Origin of the sequence: Bartonella machadoae, from assembly GCF_022559585.1 — a bacterium.
Taxonomy (GTDB): Bacteria; Pseudomonadota; Alphaproteobacteria; order Rhizobiales; family Rhizobiaceae; genus Bartonella; species Bartonella machadoae.
Window position 1 is genome coordinate 540,223 of the sequence record NZ_CP087114.1, and the last position, 17,447, is coordinate 557,669.

Genomic DNA, 17,447 nt, shown 5'->3' on the forward strand with positions numbered 1-17,447 from the left:
TTTGATGGTTGTTAGCTTCCTAGCATGAGATCAGCATATCATCTTTGAAAGTGCCAAAAACACCCAAGACACACAAAGTTATATGCAAAGGTTATATGCAAAGCGCTTCGGTCAATGTTGGATACAGCTATGGCACTGGTGGCGCAGGGGGGACAGGCAATGCTTCTTTTAGCCAAGGGGAAGGTTCTAGTGAGGAAGTAACAAGCCGGCACCATCATTATATTTGCCAGCCCCCAATGTTGCAACAGCCCTTGCATTAAGACGATTCATTAAAGGCATTTTTGCTCCTTTCTAAACTGTTTTTACCCACACATCAGCCCCGCTTGTGACGTGCAAATAAGTGACTTTAATTGATACAAAATGGAATGATTTGAGATGAGAAAATCTTACAATATTCGGGGGTCTAATTCAATATGCAAAACAGTAAATTATCTTTATAAATCAATGTGTTGCCGTTCAACATAAAAACAGCCATATTATAGGCACGGGCACTGTTCACACCAGCAGTGGGGGGGAATACCACATTGGCAGGCGCTGTAGTTTCTAGAAATCAGGTCAAAGTGGATGTGGGGGAAAGCTTGACCATTACCAGTCGCAGTGATAGTGGACAAACTTCCAACAAGCAGAAGACTGCTTCTGTTGGTTTTAGTGGGAGCAAAAGTTTCGATGCAGGCTCAACAAGCCTCTCCTTACAAAAGGATCAGTCCTCCAGCGATTATCACAGTGTTGTGGAACAATCAGGCATCAAAGCGGGTGATGGCGGTTTTGATATCAACGTTAAAGATAACACAACCCTGACAGGGGGCATTATTGCCAGCAGTGCACCGGCAGAAAAAAACAGTTTGACCACTGGAAGCATCACAGCCACAGACATTACCAACAGTGCCCATGCAAAAGCGAGCAGTCATGGGGTTAGTGTTTCTGGTGGCGGTGTTTTACAACAGGGCACATATGGTGTCCTCAAAAATCTTGCCAAAAATGCTTTAGATCATGGAAAAGCCAAGGATGCAGCGGAAGGGGAAACCAAATCCGCTATCAGTGAGGGTACTATCATTGTAACCGGTCAACCAAACCAAAGGGTGATGGGGCAAGACGCTGGACAAATCATTGATGCTCTCAACCGCAACACCGCAGCAGCCAACCAAACTGTGGCACCGATAGATGTCACATTGCTTGAGGGGGCAGTGCATAGTCGCTTAGATATGATCAATGATTTATCGAATGAGTTGTTTGGATATTTGGGTAAAATTTATAAAATCTCATATGTCAAAGAGCATTTTGAGGGTGAGGTTTTGCATGATGAAAATGGCAATGTAGTCTATGCAATCAATGAAAATGGAGAGTATATAAAAGACAGCTATGGAAGAAAAATACCTCTGTATCATTATTTAACACCCGAAGAAGAGCAGCATTTAAAAGCCGGTTCTGATGGCATCAGGCGTATGTTCTACAATGGCATTTATAACACACCAGATGACGCAGCGCGTAATGCGGTCCAGTTAGCTGATAATGATCATGAGCCGCTTTATTTTACACATTTCCCTCAAGCTGAAGACAAGATCGTAGAGTTTGGGGTAGCAGTTTTTCAGAAGTTTATCGAAAGTAAACTTTTTTTGGATTGACCAATTCAACCAAGAAATTCCAGAATACAATGTCTCTTTATGGCAATACAGGATTGCATGTTGATGCGCATAGCCGTGGTAGCTTGACAGTAGGTAACGGATGCGTGATTTTGAGCAGCGTAGCATCCACGATATGGCAGAAAGCACAAGTATTAATCTTTTTGGTCCAGCTTATAACGCTCAAAAGATGGCAAATACGTTATATATCTTAAGTAATTGCAAGCAAACTTATGTGAACTTGGAAAACCACGCTGATGATTTTGTTGGTGTAGTATTTGGTGGAAATCCCGCTACTTTTGACCAGAGTCCCCTTGGTAGTAACGCAATGAAAGAGGCAGGAAAAGTGGTATTTTGTTATCCCAGTCCCCATGGTTGTTATAGTAACGTGGGTGATAAGTGTACATCGCATTATGGTTCACCACATCGTAAAAACGTTCATTCAACGAGAACAGCGAGCAAAAAATGAATACACTGTTTAAATTATTAAGTGGGATAGTTCTGTTAAATATTTCTGGATGTGACATTGAAAACATCGACAAACCTACTCCAGGGGAAGTCCATGGATGGATAAAGCCAGGAGCAGATTTTACTGAGATAGGAAAAGCCTTATTAGAATGTGGAATGCCGAGCCTTATTGATACTGATTCAGAAAATAGAAAACTCAGTTTGAATCAAATGGCATCCATTGATGCTTGTATGATTCAAGCAGGTTTTCGTGATAGATATGGCGGTCCATATTGGTGTTATAATTATAAAAACCTCCCCATTTGTCAGCGTGGTGCTGTCATCCCAAAACGAAGTATCGAAAAGCGCTTAAACAGCCCGTTTTGTAAAAGGTATAAAAACGCATCTGAATGCAAGCCTTAATTTTTTCCTCTGTCTATTAAGCAATATGATTGTAGGGAGTTTTTTGAGTATAGTATATTCTCATCCTATGATAATGCGTCATAGGGCGGTTTTTGCACCCTTAAATTTGCGATCATTTGAGAAAGCCTTGCCCGTCCTTACGTGACAAGTTTTTTATGCTACATTACTGAGATGTTAACGTTGCGTTTTGGCTTTTTCAATCACATCCATAAAATCCGATTGTAACCAACGCGATAAAGAACCAAACTTTAAGAGTTTTAGATCCATTGGTCACGTGCTGATGAAAGGTCGAAACACTCATATGCAATAATTTCGCACTTTATTTAAGGTTTGCATTCAGGCACGGTTCTGTAAGAAAAATATCATTTTCAGTCATAACTAAATCCTTTCAATCTAAAAAATAAGTTTAATCATAAAAAAAAACAGTTAGTTATGATGTATTTTCTCATTTGATAATTTATGAGTCTTATTGAAACGGAATGAGAGAACGAAGAGAGAAAGTTATCCACAGATAATGGAGTAAAATGAGGTACAACCCCCCATCTTTTAAGATTTGTTCGTGATATAATCATTCATTTATCCATAAAAACACGGCGCTGTTCTAGATAGTCAGTACGACGGTAGGCACGCTCTACTTTGTTTTCACGTCATGCTTTAGAATGGTTTTACTACCTCATAGGGGATATCAGTTGTTTCTGTTAGCCGACCCCATAAACGAGAGCGAAAACCATGCAGGTAGGATTTTAGTCCAATTTATTTCATATATTTTGACATGCACCTTTCAGAAAGGGGACTACGACCGGTTGCGGAGAAAAAGAAATCATTGCGAGATAGGGGGCGCGCTTGTTTCAAAATTTCTAATGCTTCTGATGATGAAGACACGCAAAATTCTTTTGTAGCATTGCGCTTTCCTTTCAGTATTTTCAGCGGGGATGATCTATATATCATCTTCAACTTGATCCTTATGAATATGGTGCAAAGGATATGTATGAACTCCTGTAAGAATAAGCAGACGCAAAGCCAGTTGTGTCATAGTTGTTTTTTGAAGAGGACGCGTGCTTTTTCTGTTTGCTTGTAAATCAACATCCAATCCCAATGCAGCAGCACGTTTGAGACAGAGATTAAGGTGGATAAGTGCTCTCTCTGCTGTTGCAGCTTTTGTATGCCAGATAGGAGCGAGTGTATTGTGTATATATCTGTTTGCGTAATTTCTGAAACGGATAAACAGCTGCATTTGGGGAGAATATAGAGGCGTAAAGCTAGGAGAATAATTTCTTTCATTTCTGATGAGGGGCAATCTGTAAATATACAACAGTATTTTTATAAAATATAAAGGGGAAGGTATTCTTTTGTAATTTTGAGAGATAACATCTGTTTGTAATTAAAATCGAGAAATGAAAATTTGTTTTTATGTTCTTGACACTTATGAGAAAAATAAATGGTAAACTTTACGATGCTATCCATAAGTTAAAGTAGGAGTCTATCATTTCACATCAGAGTTTTTGTGAATAAGGGAAGAGTATAAATTGGTTACGTTTTTTGATTTTCGAATTGGTATCAAAATGAGATGCTATTACAAGTTTTGGCAGCATTTTTTCTTATTTTTCTCGCAAATATTCTTTTTTTGTTCCATAACTGTGAATGAAAAAAGAAGGGAGAGCTTATATCATTGATAGTTATAGGTGTCGTATGTCTTCGGTTGATTTTGATAAGACTTGTATGCATCATAAAAACAGACATACTTTTAACGCGCTTAGTGTTTTATTTGTTCTTCTGATGACTTGGAGTATTTATGGTCTTACAGGGAGTCCAGAAGTTAAAAGTTATTTTTTTAACGAGTTAATGGATAAGGATCCAAAGAAGCTTAGTAAGCATGAACAGCTTGTTCGTTTACAAGTGCTTTTTTTTCGTGCACCTCGTGATGGCACGTTAGCAGATGCGTTAGCAGTAGGATACCTAGAAGAAGGCCAATTTCAGAATGCAGTAAACATTTATTTAGATGCTCTTCGCTTGAATGGAGAGTCTGCTCCAAGACTTGTTGGATATGGGTTGGCATTGGTGGGGTATGAGGGGGGAATGATTACGCAAGAAGCACAAAATGCGTTTCAAAAAGCAGTGAATTTAGCGCCAAAAGATTTTTATCCTCGTTTATTACTCGCTGAAGCACTTCATCAGGCAGGAAAGTCTACGCAGGCGGTGCAGTTTTTACAAAATTTTCTTGATACAATGCCTGAAGACTTTGTCGGACGATCACGTGTTGAAACGATGATCATTCAGTTACGTGATATATCCGATTAAAATATTGAAAAAGTGATTGTAGTGAGTTTAAATTATTAAAATAGAGGCAATATGAAAAGATATTCAGACAAGGGATTTGATGGTAATACGAGAAGAGTTTTATGCACGTGATGAGGAGATTGAAGCATTTAAGTTTAATAATAAAGACAATGCATTGATTTGTAACGATAATTTACTGTTTTGCCTGTTGAGTTGTACCCCCGAATATTGTAAAATTTGCTCATCTCAAATCCCCTTATGTTGAATCAGTCATTATCATTTATTTGCACATCATAAGCGGGGCTGGCGTGTGGGGAGAAAACAGTTTAGAAAGGAGCATAAATGCCTGTTATGAATCGTCTCGATACCAAGGGCTGTCGCAACATTGGGGGCTGGTAAAGAGTATGATGGTGCCGGCTTGTTGCTTCATAAGTATAAAGATGGTGGTGCTCAATGGCTTTACCGTTATACCATCCACGGGCGCCGTTGTGAAATGGGCTTGGGGGCTTTAAGAAATGTCTCTTTAAAGGAGTGTGATACAGGTTAGTTAAGGTATATACTAAGGGGCAAGTAGGGAGAAAAAGTAACTCTTTGATATAAAAGAGAGAAGCGAATGCTAGAGAAAAGCGAATGCTGAAGAGGTTTTTGGGGTGGGGAAAGGTGTTGGACTAAAAAGTTGCACCTCTCTATAAGATATGCGAAGCTCTTATAACGGTGTTTATAAAGAGAATTGTAGAGTGTCTATAAACAGTCAATCATTTCATAACTCTCCTTCATTGAGAGTCATCTTAAAGCAGCGAAAAAAAAAGCGATTGCTGCTGTTTTTTTTGTGCTTCTTTATTGTAGGAATTGCGGCAAGTCTTATCATCTACGTCATGCATAATACAATGAGTTTTTTTCGAATGCCATCTGAAATTACAAGGGAAGATATTCTAACGGGGCGTCCTTTACGTTTAGGTGGTTTTGTTGAAAAGGGGACTGTTGAATATGTTGGAGAGAGGGGTGTTATCTTTTTTGTAACGGATCATACAAAACACGAAAAAATATTTTTTAATGGCACCTTACCAGATCTTTTTCGTGAAGGGCAGGGCGTTATTGTGGAAGGGTATTTTGATAAACGGGGGCTTTTTATTGGTAAGCGTGTTTTAGCAAAACATGATGAGACTTATATGTCTAAAGAAACAGCTGATCGCTTGAACAAACGTCACAGTGTGGAGAAATCATTCAATCGTGCTCGTTGAACTGGGTCATATTTTTTTAGCCGCAGCGTTTGCTGTAAGTTTATTAGGGGCGTTTTTACCCACTTTGGGTGTTTGGTGGAAAGAGCGTTTGTTGATGCAAACAGGAGTTCCTCTAACATATATTACTTTTACATTATTGTTGTTATCTTTTTTGATTATCGTTTACGCCTATATTGTATCTGATTTTTCTGTTTTGAATGTTGTTGAGAACTCCCATTCGGAAAAACCGATGCTCTATAAAATCACGGGTGTTTGGGGAAACCATGAAGGATCTATGTTTTTATGGGTTTTAAGTCTGGTTTTTTTTAGCACATTAATGGCATCATCTCGCCAACATTTACCAGAACAGTTTAAGGCGCTTATTTTAATATGTCAAAGTTGGATTACAAGTGCTTTTCTTTTATTTATTCTTTTTATGTCGAATCCTTTTTTACGTGTTAGCCCACCGGCATTACAGGGAAAAGATCTCAATCCTCTTTTACAAGATATCGCATTAGCAATTCATCCACCACTTCTTTATTTAGGCTATGTTGGTTTTTCACTTTGTTTTTCTTTTGCAATAGCAGCATTGATTATGGGACATGTTGATAGGCTTTGGGCGCGTTTGGTTCGTCCTTGGCTTCTCCTTGCTTGGTGCTTTTTGACTTTGGGTATTATGGTTGGCTCCTATTGGGCTTATTATGAGCTAGGATGGGGTGGTTATTGGTTTTGGGATCCCGTTGAAAATGTTTCGTTTATGCCTTGGCTTTCAGGAACAGCATTTTTGCATTCAGCTCTTGTTCTTGAAAAGCGGGAAACATTAAAAAGTTGGACTTTATTTTTAGCCCTCCTGACTTTTTCCCTTTCTCTTATGGGAACTTTTCTTGTTCGTTCTGGTCTTTTAACGTCTGTTCATAGTTTTGCGGTTGATCCCGCACGGGGACGAGCAATACTTGCACTTTTATTTTTCTTCACAGGAGGCGCTTTTGTTCTTTTTGCCTTCCGTGTACCTGTTTTGAAAACAGGGAAATTTTTTCAGCCAATTTCGCGTGAAGGTTTGATTGTTTTAAATAATTTATTGCTCACAACAATAACAGCAACAATATTAATCGGTACACTCTATCCTTATTTGATTGAAGCATTAACTGGTCAAAAAATTTCTGTAGGTGCTGCCTTTTTTAATCTTACCTGTGGTCCTTTAATGCTGTTATTGTTGGTGCTGGTTCCGTTTGGACCGATGATGGCATGGAAACGTGGTGATTTTCTTGCCGTTGTTGAGCGTTTGTGGTTTATTTTTATATTCGTTTTTATAATCTGTTTTATAACATTTTATACAGCATCTTTGCGTGATATTTTTGCTACTTTAGGAGTTGGGCTTGCAGCCTTTGTTTTTTTGAGCAGTTTGGTTGATCTTTGGAAAAAGAGTGGACAGCGAAAGATAGCATTGTCGGTACGAATTAAGAGATTTATTGGATTACCATGGTCCGTTTTTGGTGCGGCAATAGCACATATGGGATTAGGTATCACATTGTTCGGTATTGTCTATGCTGCAACTTTTTCGCAAGAGCGTATTCTCACCATGCATAGAGGAGATATGGTGACAATAGCAGGCAAAACACTTCATTTTGATGGAGTTCACGATGGTGCTGGTCCAAATTATTCTACAATGGAATTTCATTTTACAATATATGAAAATAAAAATGCAGTCCGCAGTGTAACAGCATCAAAACGTTTTTATTCAAGTCAAAACACATCAACAACAGAAGTTGGTATTCAAAATCATGGCTTATCTCAGTTATATATTGTGCCGAGGCGTATAGATGATCAAGGGCTTGCTGTCCATATATGGTGGAAACCTTATATAATTTGTGTTTGGTTAGGGGGATTGATGATGGCTATGGGGGGATGCCTTTCTCTTTTGGGTTATTGGTTCCGTATTCGGTTATATAAAAATATAGCTTTCCGCTTTAAATTTTTTAAAAAGGCGTTGAGATGAAAAAGAGTCTGTTGTGGCTTTGGCTTTTTTTTGTCTCTCTTTTTTCTCTGTCGTTAGCAATGGCAGTGGAGCCAGATGAAGTTTTAAAGGATACAGCTCTTGAGTTACGTGCACGTGAGATTTCCTCATATTTGCGTTGTCCGATTTGCCAAAGCCAATCAATTGATGATTCAGATTCCTCTCTCGCACGTGATTTACGGTTGTTAATTCGGGAACGGTTAAAAATGGGTTATACAAATCAAGAAGTGATTGATTTTCTTGTTGAACGATATGGTGAATTTATTCTTTTAAAGCCGCCATTTAATAAAACAACTTGGTTTTTATGGTTGTCCCCTTTAATAATTCTCTTTATTGGTGCAGGTGCCATATTGTTTCGGATAAAAGGACGCAAGCAGTGAAAATAATGATTTTAAGTGTTGTTGAAGAAAAAAAGTCAAAAATACTACTATGTTAGAAGAGGTATGGTAGGGAAAAATTGGTTTTTATATGTATCTAACCTTATTGATAATGATGCGTTATTATGACTTTAAACCTTACAAAACTTTAACAATTTAGACAGAAAACGGTAAGGTCTGCTGCTTTATAAACGGTCTTGATAAAAATATAAATTGAATAGGAGCGTATACCAAATGGTTAAAAGAACTTTCTTTAAAACATTAGTCGCAGTAAGCTTTTCTACTGCGTTGGAAAGTGCATTGTTTTTTAGTGGATGTGGGGCAAGTTTGTGGACGACAACGGCTCACGCTAGTTCTATATTTTCTTCATCAGTGCAACAGCCGGGATTTGCAGATATTGTTTCTCAAGTAAAACCTGCGGTCGTTTCAGTGCAAGTGAAGAGCGATAAAAAGAAAGAAGAATGGTTTTTTAGCAATTTTTTTAGTGGACCAGGGATTGACCAACTACCAGATCAACATCCTTTAAAACGATTTTTTAAAGAGTTCTATGAGTTGGATAAGCCTAAAAACAAGTTTCCATCACGTTCACCTAGACTCCGTCCTATAGCTTTTGGTTCTGGCTTTTTTATCTCCTCTGATGGTTATATTGTGACCAATAATCATGTGATTTCTGATGGTACGAGTTATTCTGTTGTTCTTGATGATGGTACAGAATTAAATGCCAAGCTCATAGGATCAGATCCACGAACGGATCTTGCAGTCTTGAAGGTAAACGACAAAAGAAAATTCTCCTATGTTGATTTTGGGGATGATTTAAAACTTCGTGTTGGTGATTGGGTTGTTGCGATTGGCAATCCATTTGGCCTTGGTGGAACTGTGACAGCGGGGATTGTTTCAGCGCGTGGACGTGATATTGGTACCGGTGTCTATGATGATTTTATTCAAATTGATGCTGCCGTTAATAGAGGAAATTCTGGTGGTCCAACTTTTGATCTCAATGGAAAGGTTGTTGGAGTGAATACGGCAATTTTTTCTCCTTCTGGAGGAAATGTTGGGATTGCTTTTGCTATTCCGGCAGCAACAGCAAAACAGGTTGTGCAACAACTTATCGAAAAGGGTTCCGTTCAACGCGGTTGGTTGGGGGTTCAGATTCAACCAGTCACGAAGGATATTTCAGATTCGATAGGTTTGAAAGAAGACAAAGGTGCTTTAATCACTGATCCATTAAAAGGACCAGCAGAAAAAGCTGGTATCAAGGCAGGGGATGTCATTATTTCGGTAAATGGTGAAAAAGTTAATGATGCTCGTGATTTAGCAAAGCGTATAGCAAATATTAGACCAGATGAAACAGTAACGTTGGGGGTTTGGAGATCTGGTAAGGAAGAAAATATAAAAGTAAAACTTGCTTCAATGCCTGAAGATGAAGGAAAGAAAGGGGGATTAAAACATTCAAATGAACGCAGTGATTCAGATGAAACATTGGATGATTATGGTTTGATTGTAGCTCCTTCTGATGATGGTGTAGGATTGGTCGTAACGGATGTGGATTCGGATTCAGATGCATCAGATAAAGGCATACGTCCTGGTGATGTGATTGTGACAGTGAATAATAAAGCTGTTAAAAAAGTTTCTGATATTGTCGATGAAATCAAGAATGCTCAGAAGTTAGGACGAAAAGCAGTACTCCTACAAGTGCGAACAAATGGTCAAAACCGTTTTGTCGCTCTTCCAATTTTAAAAAAATAACACTTTGTTGATATAGGACAGAGATTTTTGAAATTTCTGTCCTACTACGCGATTTGTTCAAATAACGGAGATGCGTTTTATGAAGATACTCGTTATCGAAGATGATTGTGAGACGGGTCGTTATCTCGAAAAAGCTTTCTTGGAGGCGGGACATTCTGTTGATGTTGCCTATGATGGGGACACGGGATATACTTTAGCTGATACGGAAAGTTATGACGTTATGGTTATTGATAGAATGCTTTTGCATCGTGATGGTCTTTCTATTATTTCTGAATTACGTGCTAAGGGCAATGAAACACCAGTTCTCATTCTTTCAGCTTTAGGACAAGTAAATGATCGTGTGACTGGTTTGCGTGCTGGGGGTGATGATTATTTGACAAAACCCTATGCTTTTTCTGAGCTTCTTGCTCGTGTTGAAGTGTTACAACGGCGAAAAAATCCTAAAGAGGCAGAAACTGTTTATTGCGTAGGCAATCTTGAACTTGATCGGTTAGCACATACAGTAAAACGAGGGGAAAAAAATATCATATTGCAACCACGAGAATTTCGTTTACTTGAATATTTGATGCGCTATGCTGGTCAGGTTGTTACACGCACTATGCTTTTAGAAAATGTTTGGGATTACCATTTTGATCCGCAAACAAATGTTATTGATGTTCATATATCCCGTTTAAGAGCAAAAATTGAAAAAGATTTTGATGTTCCACTTCTCCATACGGTACGTGGAGCTGGATATATGCTGAAAGCACCAGATAATAAAAGATGAATCGTCTGATCAATATAATCCGTACGACTGCTTTCAGGCTTTCCGCACTTTATATTTTATTGTTTGGGCTCGTTGCAACAGGGCTTTCCATTTATATGACGTCATTTTCTGCTTCATTGTTAATGGAACAAACTGAGCAGGCTTTACATGAAGAATTGAGGTATATTGAAAATGCTTATAATTATGGTGGGCTTCCTTTATTAATGCGCACTATAGATTATCGTTCACGACAACCGGGCGCTTTTCTTTATCTTGTTGCCGACCCTATGGGACGCATTTTAGCAGGCAATGTTGCGCGTATTGAGTTAGGTCTTTTAAATCATAATGGTTTTATTGCAAATTCTTTTTTGTATTCACGTTTTGGAGAACATGGCAAAACAAGTGAACATCGCGCTTTAGCCATTGTTGTTGATTTACCCAATGCGATGAAAGTTCTTATCGGGCGAGATTTAGATGAATCAGAACGTTTTGCAGCGGTTATTCGTAAAGCAGTAATATTTGCTCTTGTCGCAATGCTTGGAGGTGCTTTGCTCATATGGTTTTTTGTTGGTAGACGTGCTTTACAAAGGATTGATCATGTGACAGCTGCGTCGCAGCGCTTGATGGATGGTGATTTCAGTGGGCGTTTGCCGATTTCTGGAGCAGGGGACGAATTTGACCGATTGTCCGTTAATCTTAATGTTATGTTAGACCGCATTGAAGAATTAAATGTTGGTTTGCGTCAAGTATCGGACAATATTGCTCATGATCTGAAAACACCTCTGACACGCCTTAGAAATCGTGCTGAAGAAGCGCTTTCTGGACAAAAGACGAAATCTGAATATCGTCAGGCACTTGATGGGGTCATTTCTGAATCAGATCAACTTATTCGTACTTTTAATGCTATTTTAATGATTTCACGCATTGAAGCGAGCAGTGCGATTGAACATCTTGAGGTTATGAATATGAAACTCATCCTTGAAGATGCCGTTGAACTTTATGAACCTTTTGCTGAAGAATCGGGTGTTTTGCTTCGGTTAGGAGATACATTTGATAAAGAGCTTAAGTTAAATCGTGAACTGGTTGCCCAATCAATTTTTAATCTCATCGATAACGCAATTAAATATGCACCGAAAGAGGGAAGGAAAGCACAGGTTTGCTTATCTATGGAATATCGTGGTGAACATTTATTGGTTGTTGTTAGCGATAATGGTCCAGGCATTGCAGCGGATAAACGTGAAAAAGTAACAGAACGTTTTTTTCGCCTTGAAGAAAGTCGCACACAACCCGGTTTTGGGATTGGTTTGAGTATAGCAAAAGCTGTTATGAAACTTCATGGTGGAGAACTGTTACTTGAAAATGCAAATCCAGGGCTTAGGGCTGTTTTATTATTTCCTTAAAGGTATATCTCTTTCATTATTTTAATATCTCTCACTTTTTTCTTTGCATTATACTGCAAAGAAAAGAGAAGAAATATCTTTCAAGGGAGGACAAATGAAAAGTGCTTTTTTAAAAACACAGCTTCTCTCATTATACCCCCTTGATGAGAGAGGTTTACAATGGCTGAAAGATCTTGAAGAACAAGCAAAAAAGGAAAATTTAGAATCGCTGGTTTCTTATATTGCAAATAAGGGAAAGCAAATTGAGTTTATAAGCGCGGTTATGACCTTATCTCCTTTTTTGCGTGAGGTTTTAATTGCCCATCCATCTTATCTTAGTCCCTTATTAAATGTTGATATAGAAACGAGACTGGGTGAAATTATAGACGATATTGCAGCAATTGATAAGAATGAAGTTATACAGGAAACTTCGTTAATGGCTGCTTTAAGGTGCAAAAAGCGGGAAGCACATGTTCTCATTGCTTTAGCTGATTTAAGTGGTGTTTTTACTTACGAAATTTCATGCACTTGGTTAACCCGTTTGGGAGAGTTTGCATTAAGTGTAGCTCTCCGTTTTCTTTTAAGAGAGGCTCATGATCATGGTAAGATAAGTTTGTCGAGTCGTGATGACCCGGAAAAGGATTGTGGTTTAATCATTTTAGGGATGGGAAAATTGGGGGCAGGAGAACTTAATTATTCTTCTGATATTGATCTTATTGTTTTCATTGATGAAACATCAGCGCATATTGGTAATCTTTCTGAGAGTATCGATGTATTCTCTAAAATGGTACGCCGACTCATTCGGATTCTTCAAGAACGCACTGCGGATGGGTATGTCTTTCGTCTTGATTTTCGTCTTCGACCCGATCCAAGCTCAACGCCTTTAGCTTTACCAGTAAGGACTGCATTGCGTTATTACGAGGGGCGCGGGCAAAATTGGGAGCGAGCAGCTATGATTAAAGCACGCCCAGTCGCTGGCGATAAAAAGGCAGGCTTTCACTTTCTCAAAGAGCTTTTTCCTTATGTATGGCGGAAATATTTAGATTATGCTGCTATTGCTGATATTCATTCGATCAAACGTCAAATTCATGCCTATAAAAATTATGGTCAAATTGCTGCTTATGGCCATAATATAAAATTAGGGCGAGGGGGAATTCGTGAGATTGAATTTTTTGTTCAAACACAACAGCTCATTGCTGGTGGTCGTTTTCCTCAATTACGAGGACGTCAAACAGTTGCAATGTTGGCAGAACTTCACACGCTTGGTTGGATTAATGAAAAAACGAAAGAGAATCTCGTAAAAAGTTATGCTTTTTTACGAAATGTAGAACATCGTATTCAGATGCTTGCAGATGAACAAACGCATCTTCTTCCAAATGATATTTCTCAGTTTACGAGTGTAGCCCATTTGATGGGCTATCAAGAGAGTAGCAGCTTTATCCGTGATTTATTAGAAACACTTCGGGTTGTTGAAAAGCATTATGCTGCGCTGTTTGAGAATGAACAAGAACTTGGTTTAGAAATTGGTAATTTAGTTTTTACGGGTGAAGAAGATGATCCAGAGACATTAGTAACATTAAATCGTTTAGGTTTTGAAAGAGCAAGTGATATTTGTCGTATTATGCGCACACTTCATTGTGGACGTTATAAAGCAACGCAATCTGCGGAAGCACGTGAGAGATTAACGGAATTAACTCCAGCACTTTTAAAAGCGTTTGGTGCGACAAAACGCGCTGATGAAGTGATGTTATGTTTTGATAGTTTTTTGCAAGGTTTACCTTCAGGAATCCAGCTTTTTAGTTTATTACAATCTAATCCTTCTCTTTTGGATATGTTGGTTCTTATCATGGGAGCTGCGCCACGTCTTGCCGAAATTATTACCCGTAGGCCACATGTTTTTGATGGAATGTTAGAGCCAATTCTTTTTTCAGAATTGCCAACAAAAGATTATCTAGAAAAACGGCTTGAGTGTTTTCTTGAACGTATAACTTCGTATGAAGAAACCCTTGATCACTTAAGGATTTTTGCTGATGAGCAACGTTTTTTGATTGGTATTTGCATTTTAAATGGTACCATTACAGGAGAGAAAGCTGGTTTTGCATTTACCGCGCTTGCTGATACTATGATTGCCAAAACATTTGCCGTGGTTCAAAAAGAATTTTCAAACCTTCATGGTCAGATTAAAGGGGGACGCGTTGGCATACTGGGTATGGGGAAGCTTGGAAGTTATGAATTGACTGCGGGATCAGATATTGATCTTATTTTGCTTTACGAGCATGATGAGGATGCGGAAATGTCTGATGGAGAAAAGCCGCTTTATATTCCTCAATATTATACCCGTTTGACACAGCGTTTAGTTGCAGCTTTATCTACTCTTACAAGCCAAGGAATTCTTTATACTGTTGATTTAAGATTACGGCCATTAGGAAATAAAGGGCCCGTTGCTGTTTCTTTTCCATTTTTTAAAAAATATTATCGCAAAGAGGCATGGATATGGGAACATCTTGCTTTAACCCGAGCACGGGGTATTGCTGGGGATCCTGATTTTTTACAAAAGTTAGAAAATGAAATATGTGAAATTATTTCTTTTCCTCGTCATAAGAAAGATGTAGCAAAAGCTGTATGTGAAATGCGCACTTTGATTGAAAAAGAAAAACCGCCAGAAAATCGATGGGATTTAAAAACGATGCCTGGTGGTATTATGGATTTAGAGTTTATTGCTCAATTTGCTCTTATTACACATGTGAGTACATTCAAAATTGGAGCGACGACAGCAGATATTTTAGCTCAGTTACCGAACAATTTTCTTCATCAGTCATTGATCTTTGATTTACATCATGCCTATAGCCTCTATACAAATTTAAGCCAAATGATACGACTTTGCTTAAATACTTCTTTCGATTCCCATGACATGCCGCCTGGACTAAGCGACCTTTTATTAAAGAGTGTTGGAGAGCCTGATTTGCTTCGTGTTGAAAAATTACTTGAAGAAACTGGGCAGTCAGTTTGTTCCATTTTTACACGTGTAATGAAATATTGAATGCGTCTTATAATAACTTAGGAAATCATTATGTGTGATTGTTATAGAAAATATAAAAAGTTTATCTATAAATAATAGATAACAGGGAATGCTTAAATAATAGACAGTAAGTAATTTTTTACTAATATTGCTTTATATAAATTTATATGATGCTATAATTTACTTCGTTTTTAATAATTTTTATAAGGAAAAATTATGATTATTGGCTTATCATCGTTTTTTGTCTATATACTGTTTCTTTATAGTTGTTAAAATATAATTTTTAAGAGAAACATTAACAGAAATTGTTTTAATTTTTTCTCTCATACGCGTTTATGATAACTTTTTGCAATAAAGCATCTTATTTTAAGTATTTGTTGTTTATATAAAAAATTGAAAAGTATTTTTACATTTTACTAGCTAATATTATTTATAATTTTGCCTAGTTAAGGTAGATTTATAATACAATATTCCTTACTTTATGATATAAATGCTATTATAAATTTTTTATCAGAATATAAGAATCTCTTTATTGAACATATTGGATAAAATATCATAGAAATCATAGTTATGTATATTTTTATAATATACATAATTGAGATATATTAAACAACTAAGTACAAAAGCTTTCACTCATGATGTAAGAAAATCTCACTTTCTTTTTAGAAATTGATATTATCATCACATGCATATTGATGATATAATAATATAAGAATAATAAAATATTATAATAAATGATAATTAATAAAAACTATTGTAAATTATAGCATAGTTTTTCATTTTATTTATAGTTATTATTTAAATTTTTTATATCTGTATTATTTTTACTATAGATTTTTTGAAAAAAATATGAAAATATTAAGCCATTATGTGTCACATTAGCTTTTGGGTGAGCATTATGACCACAAAATACTTCATCACAACTTTTCTTTTTTCTTTAACTTTAATTTCTGTCGTGCAGGCATCAGATGTTATAATTCCTGAGCAACCAGTACCTGTTGTTGCTGTTCCTGCGTTTTCTTGGACAGGACTTTACCTTGGAGGTCAAATTGGTAATTTTTCAAGTAAAACCAGTGCAAGTTATTTAAGAGGTGATAATTCAGGAAAATGGATTTCATTTAACAAAGAGTTTCTGCCTAAACTTTCTGGGTTGGTAGGTGGTATCTATGCGGGTTCCAATGTTGGTATTGACAATGGCTTTATCGTAGGTATCGATACAGATGTGATTTGGACTGGTAAAAAGAATACAAAAGACATAAGTCCACAAAATATTCATTCGCCACAAGAAAATCTGGATAGAGCAGCATTAGAGAAAAGGAGTCGATCAACAACACATCAACATGATCCTAATGCTGCAGGTACTAAAGCTGTGCAGTATATTTTGAAACAAAAATGGACTGGTGCCACACGAGTACGCGTTGGTTTTCCTGTGGATCATATGATGCCTTATTTTGCAGGAAGGATTGCTTATGCGCAGCTTCAAAATGTTTTTGCAAAGGCAGCAGATACAACAAACAAAGCAATGAATTTGTCTGATTTTTTACATGATGAAAAAAAGACAATGATTGGTTATACCTTTGGAGGTGGTATTGATTTTGCGATGACCGATAATGTTATTATGCGTGCGGAATATCGTTATTCAGATTATGGTAGGAAGAAATTTGCAAATGAGAAAATTGAAATTGGTTACAAAACAAATGATTTTCGTGTTGGTGTAGCATACAAATTTTAAAGTATAGCAGAATGAAAAGGTTTCAAAGTCCTCTTTTCAAGGGGGCTTTTATTTTTTGTATATATGCTAGATAATACATTGATTTATATAAACAATTCATTTTTTATTCATGCTGAATAAGAGCCCCGAATATCCTCAGGTTCTCTCATTTTAATTCTGCTTATGTTGAATCAATCAAAACCATTCCCTTGCACATCACAAATGGGATTAGCGTGTTGATAAAAAAATTCTAAAGAAAGGAGTATAAATGCCTTTCTTTTAATGAATCATCTCAATGCAAGGGCTGTTACAACATTGGCGGGCGGTAAATAGTATGATTATGCTAGAAACTTAGAACTTAAAAGGCATTCTGTTTAATTTTTTATCGTTTAAGTTTCAAATGTAAGGATATCAGAACCTCTCATTGTTCTCTTAATTATTCTATAAATTGGGAAAGGATGATTTTAGGT

Annotated in this window: 11 protein-coding genes and 4 pseudogenes; 13 read left to right on the forward strand and 2 right to left on the reverse strand. The window is 37.2% G+C overall.

Features of this window, described 5'->3' with window-relative positions; genetic code table 11:
- The first annotated feature begins 524 nt into the window (after positions 1-524).
- From LNM86_RS02590 to LNM86_RS02600, 3 genes are all read left to right on the forward strand, one after another.
- Entirely contained in the window at positions 525-1,622 is a 1,098-nt protein-coding gene (locus tag LNM86_RS02590; protein ID WP_241438317.1) for a hypothetical protein, read from the forward strand.
- A 100-nt stretch (positions 1,623-1,722) separates the two neighbouring features.
- On the forward strand, positions 1,723-2,088 hold the full coding sequence (locus tag LNM86_RS02595) for a hypothetical protein (RefSeq protein ID WP_241438318.1): 366 nt from the start codon (positions 1,723-1,725) through the stop codon (positions 2,086-2,088).
- Positions 2,085-2,489 carry a hypothetical protein gene (locus LNM86_RS02600; protein ID WP_241438319.1) on the forward strand — a complete coding sequence of 135 codons (405 nt, stop codon included), beginning with the start codon at positions 2,085-2,087 and terminating at the stop codon, positions 2,487-2,489. The genes LNM86_RS02595 and LNM86_RS02600 overlap by 4 nt, the downstream gene beginning before the upstream one ends.
- Before the next feature lie 174 nt (positions 2,490-2,663).
- On the opposite strand, the pseudogene LNM86_RS02605 reads toward LNM86_RS02600, so the two are convergent.
- Together LNM86_RS02605 and LNM86_RS02610 are read right to left on the reverse strand one after the other, a co-directional pair.
- Positions 2,664-2,865: pseudogene (locus tag LNM86_RS02605) on the reverse strand (helix-turn-helix transcriptional regulator).
- 196 nt (positions 2,866-3,061) lie between these two features.
- Positions 3,062-3,746: pseudogene (locus LNM86_RS02610) on the reverse strand (tyrosine-type recombinase/integrase); the annotation flags it as partial.
- A gap of 462 nt (positions 3,747-4,208) precedes the next feature.
- Between LNM86_RS02610 and LNM86_RS02615 the strand changes: the two are divergent.
- The 10 genes and pseudogenes from LNM86_RS02615 to LNM86_RS02660 all read left to right on the forward strand — a co-directional run bounded on the left by LNM86_RS02615 (position 4,209) and on the right by LNM86_RS02660 (position 16,998).
- Positions 4,209-4,787 carry a tetratricopeptide repeat protein gene (locus LNM86_RS02615; RefSeq protein ID WP_372712453.1) on the forward strand — a complete coding sequence of 193 codons (579 nt, stop codon included), beginning with the start codon at positions 4,209-4,211 and terminating at the stop codon, positions 4,785-4,787.
- 321 nt (positions 4,788-5,108) lie between these two features.
- A pseudogene (locus LNM86_RS02620) lies at positions 5,109-5,298 on the forward strand (Arm DNA-binding domain-containing protein); the annotation flags it as partial.
- Positions 5,299-5,509: 211 nt separating this feature from the next.
- Positions 5,510-6,007, forward strand: coding sequence for a cytochrome c maturation protein CcmE (gene ccmE, locus LNM86_RS02625; RefSeq protein WP_241438890.1), 498 nt, complete (start codon positions 5,510-5,512; stop codon positions 6,005-6,007).
- A complete protein-coding gene (locus LNM86_RS02630; protein ID WP_241438321.1) occupies positions 5,997-7,982 on the forward strand; it encodes a heme lyase CcmF/NrfE family subunit in 1,986 nt (661 codons plus the stop codon). The genes ccmE and LNM86_RS02630 overlap by 11 nt, the downstream gene beginning before the upstream one ends.
- Positions 7,979-8,436, forward strand: a pseudogene (locus tag LNM86_RS02635) (cytochrome c-type biogenesis protein). The gene LNM86_RS02630 and the pseudogene LNM86_RS02635 overlap by 4 nt, the downstream one beginning before the upstream one ends.
- Before the next feature lie 175 nt (positions 8,437-8,611).
- Complete coding sequence (locus tag LNM86_RS02640) at positions 8,612-10,123, forward strand: Do family serine endopeptidase (RefSeq protein ID WP_241438322.1); 1,512 nt, start codon at positions 8,612-8,614, stop codon at positions 10,121-10,123.
- Positions 10,124-10,202: 79 nt separating this feature from the next.
- Positions 10,203-10,889 (forward strand): response regulator transcription factor, encoded by a 687-nt coding sequence (locus LNM86_RS02645; protein WP_241438323.1) that lies wholly within the window; start codon positions 10,203-10,205, stop codon positions 10,887-10,889.
- Positions 10,886-12,268: a sensor histidine kinase gene (locus LNM86_RS02650; RefSeq protein ID WP_241438324.1), complete on the forward strand. Its 1,383-nt coding sequence runs from the start codon at positions 10,886-10,888 to the stop codon at positions 12,266-12,268. The genes LNM86_RS02645 and LNM86_RS02650 overlap by 4 nt, the downstream gene beginning before the upstream one ends.
- A 94-nt stretch (positions 12,269-12,362) precedes the next feature.
- Positions 12,363-15,287, forward strand: a complete 2,925-nt coding sequence (locus LNM86_RS02655; RefSeq protein ID WP_241438325.1) for a bifunctional [glutamine synthetase] adenylyltransferase/[glutamine synthetase]-adenylyl-L-tyrosine phosphorylase — start codon at positions 12,363-12,365, stop codon at positions 15,285-15,287.
- Positions 15,288-16,164: 877 nt separating this feature from the next.
- Complete coding sequence (locus tag LNM86_RS02660; protein WP_241438326.1) at positions 16,165-16,998, forward strand: outer membrane protein; 834 nt, start codon at positions 16,165-16,167, stop codon at positions 16,996-16,998.
- The last annotated feature ends 449 nt before the right edge of the window (positions 16,999-17,447 follow it).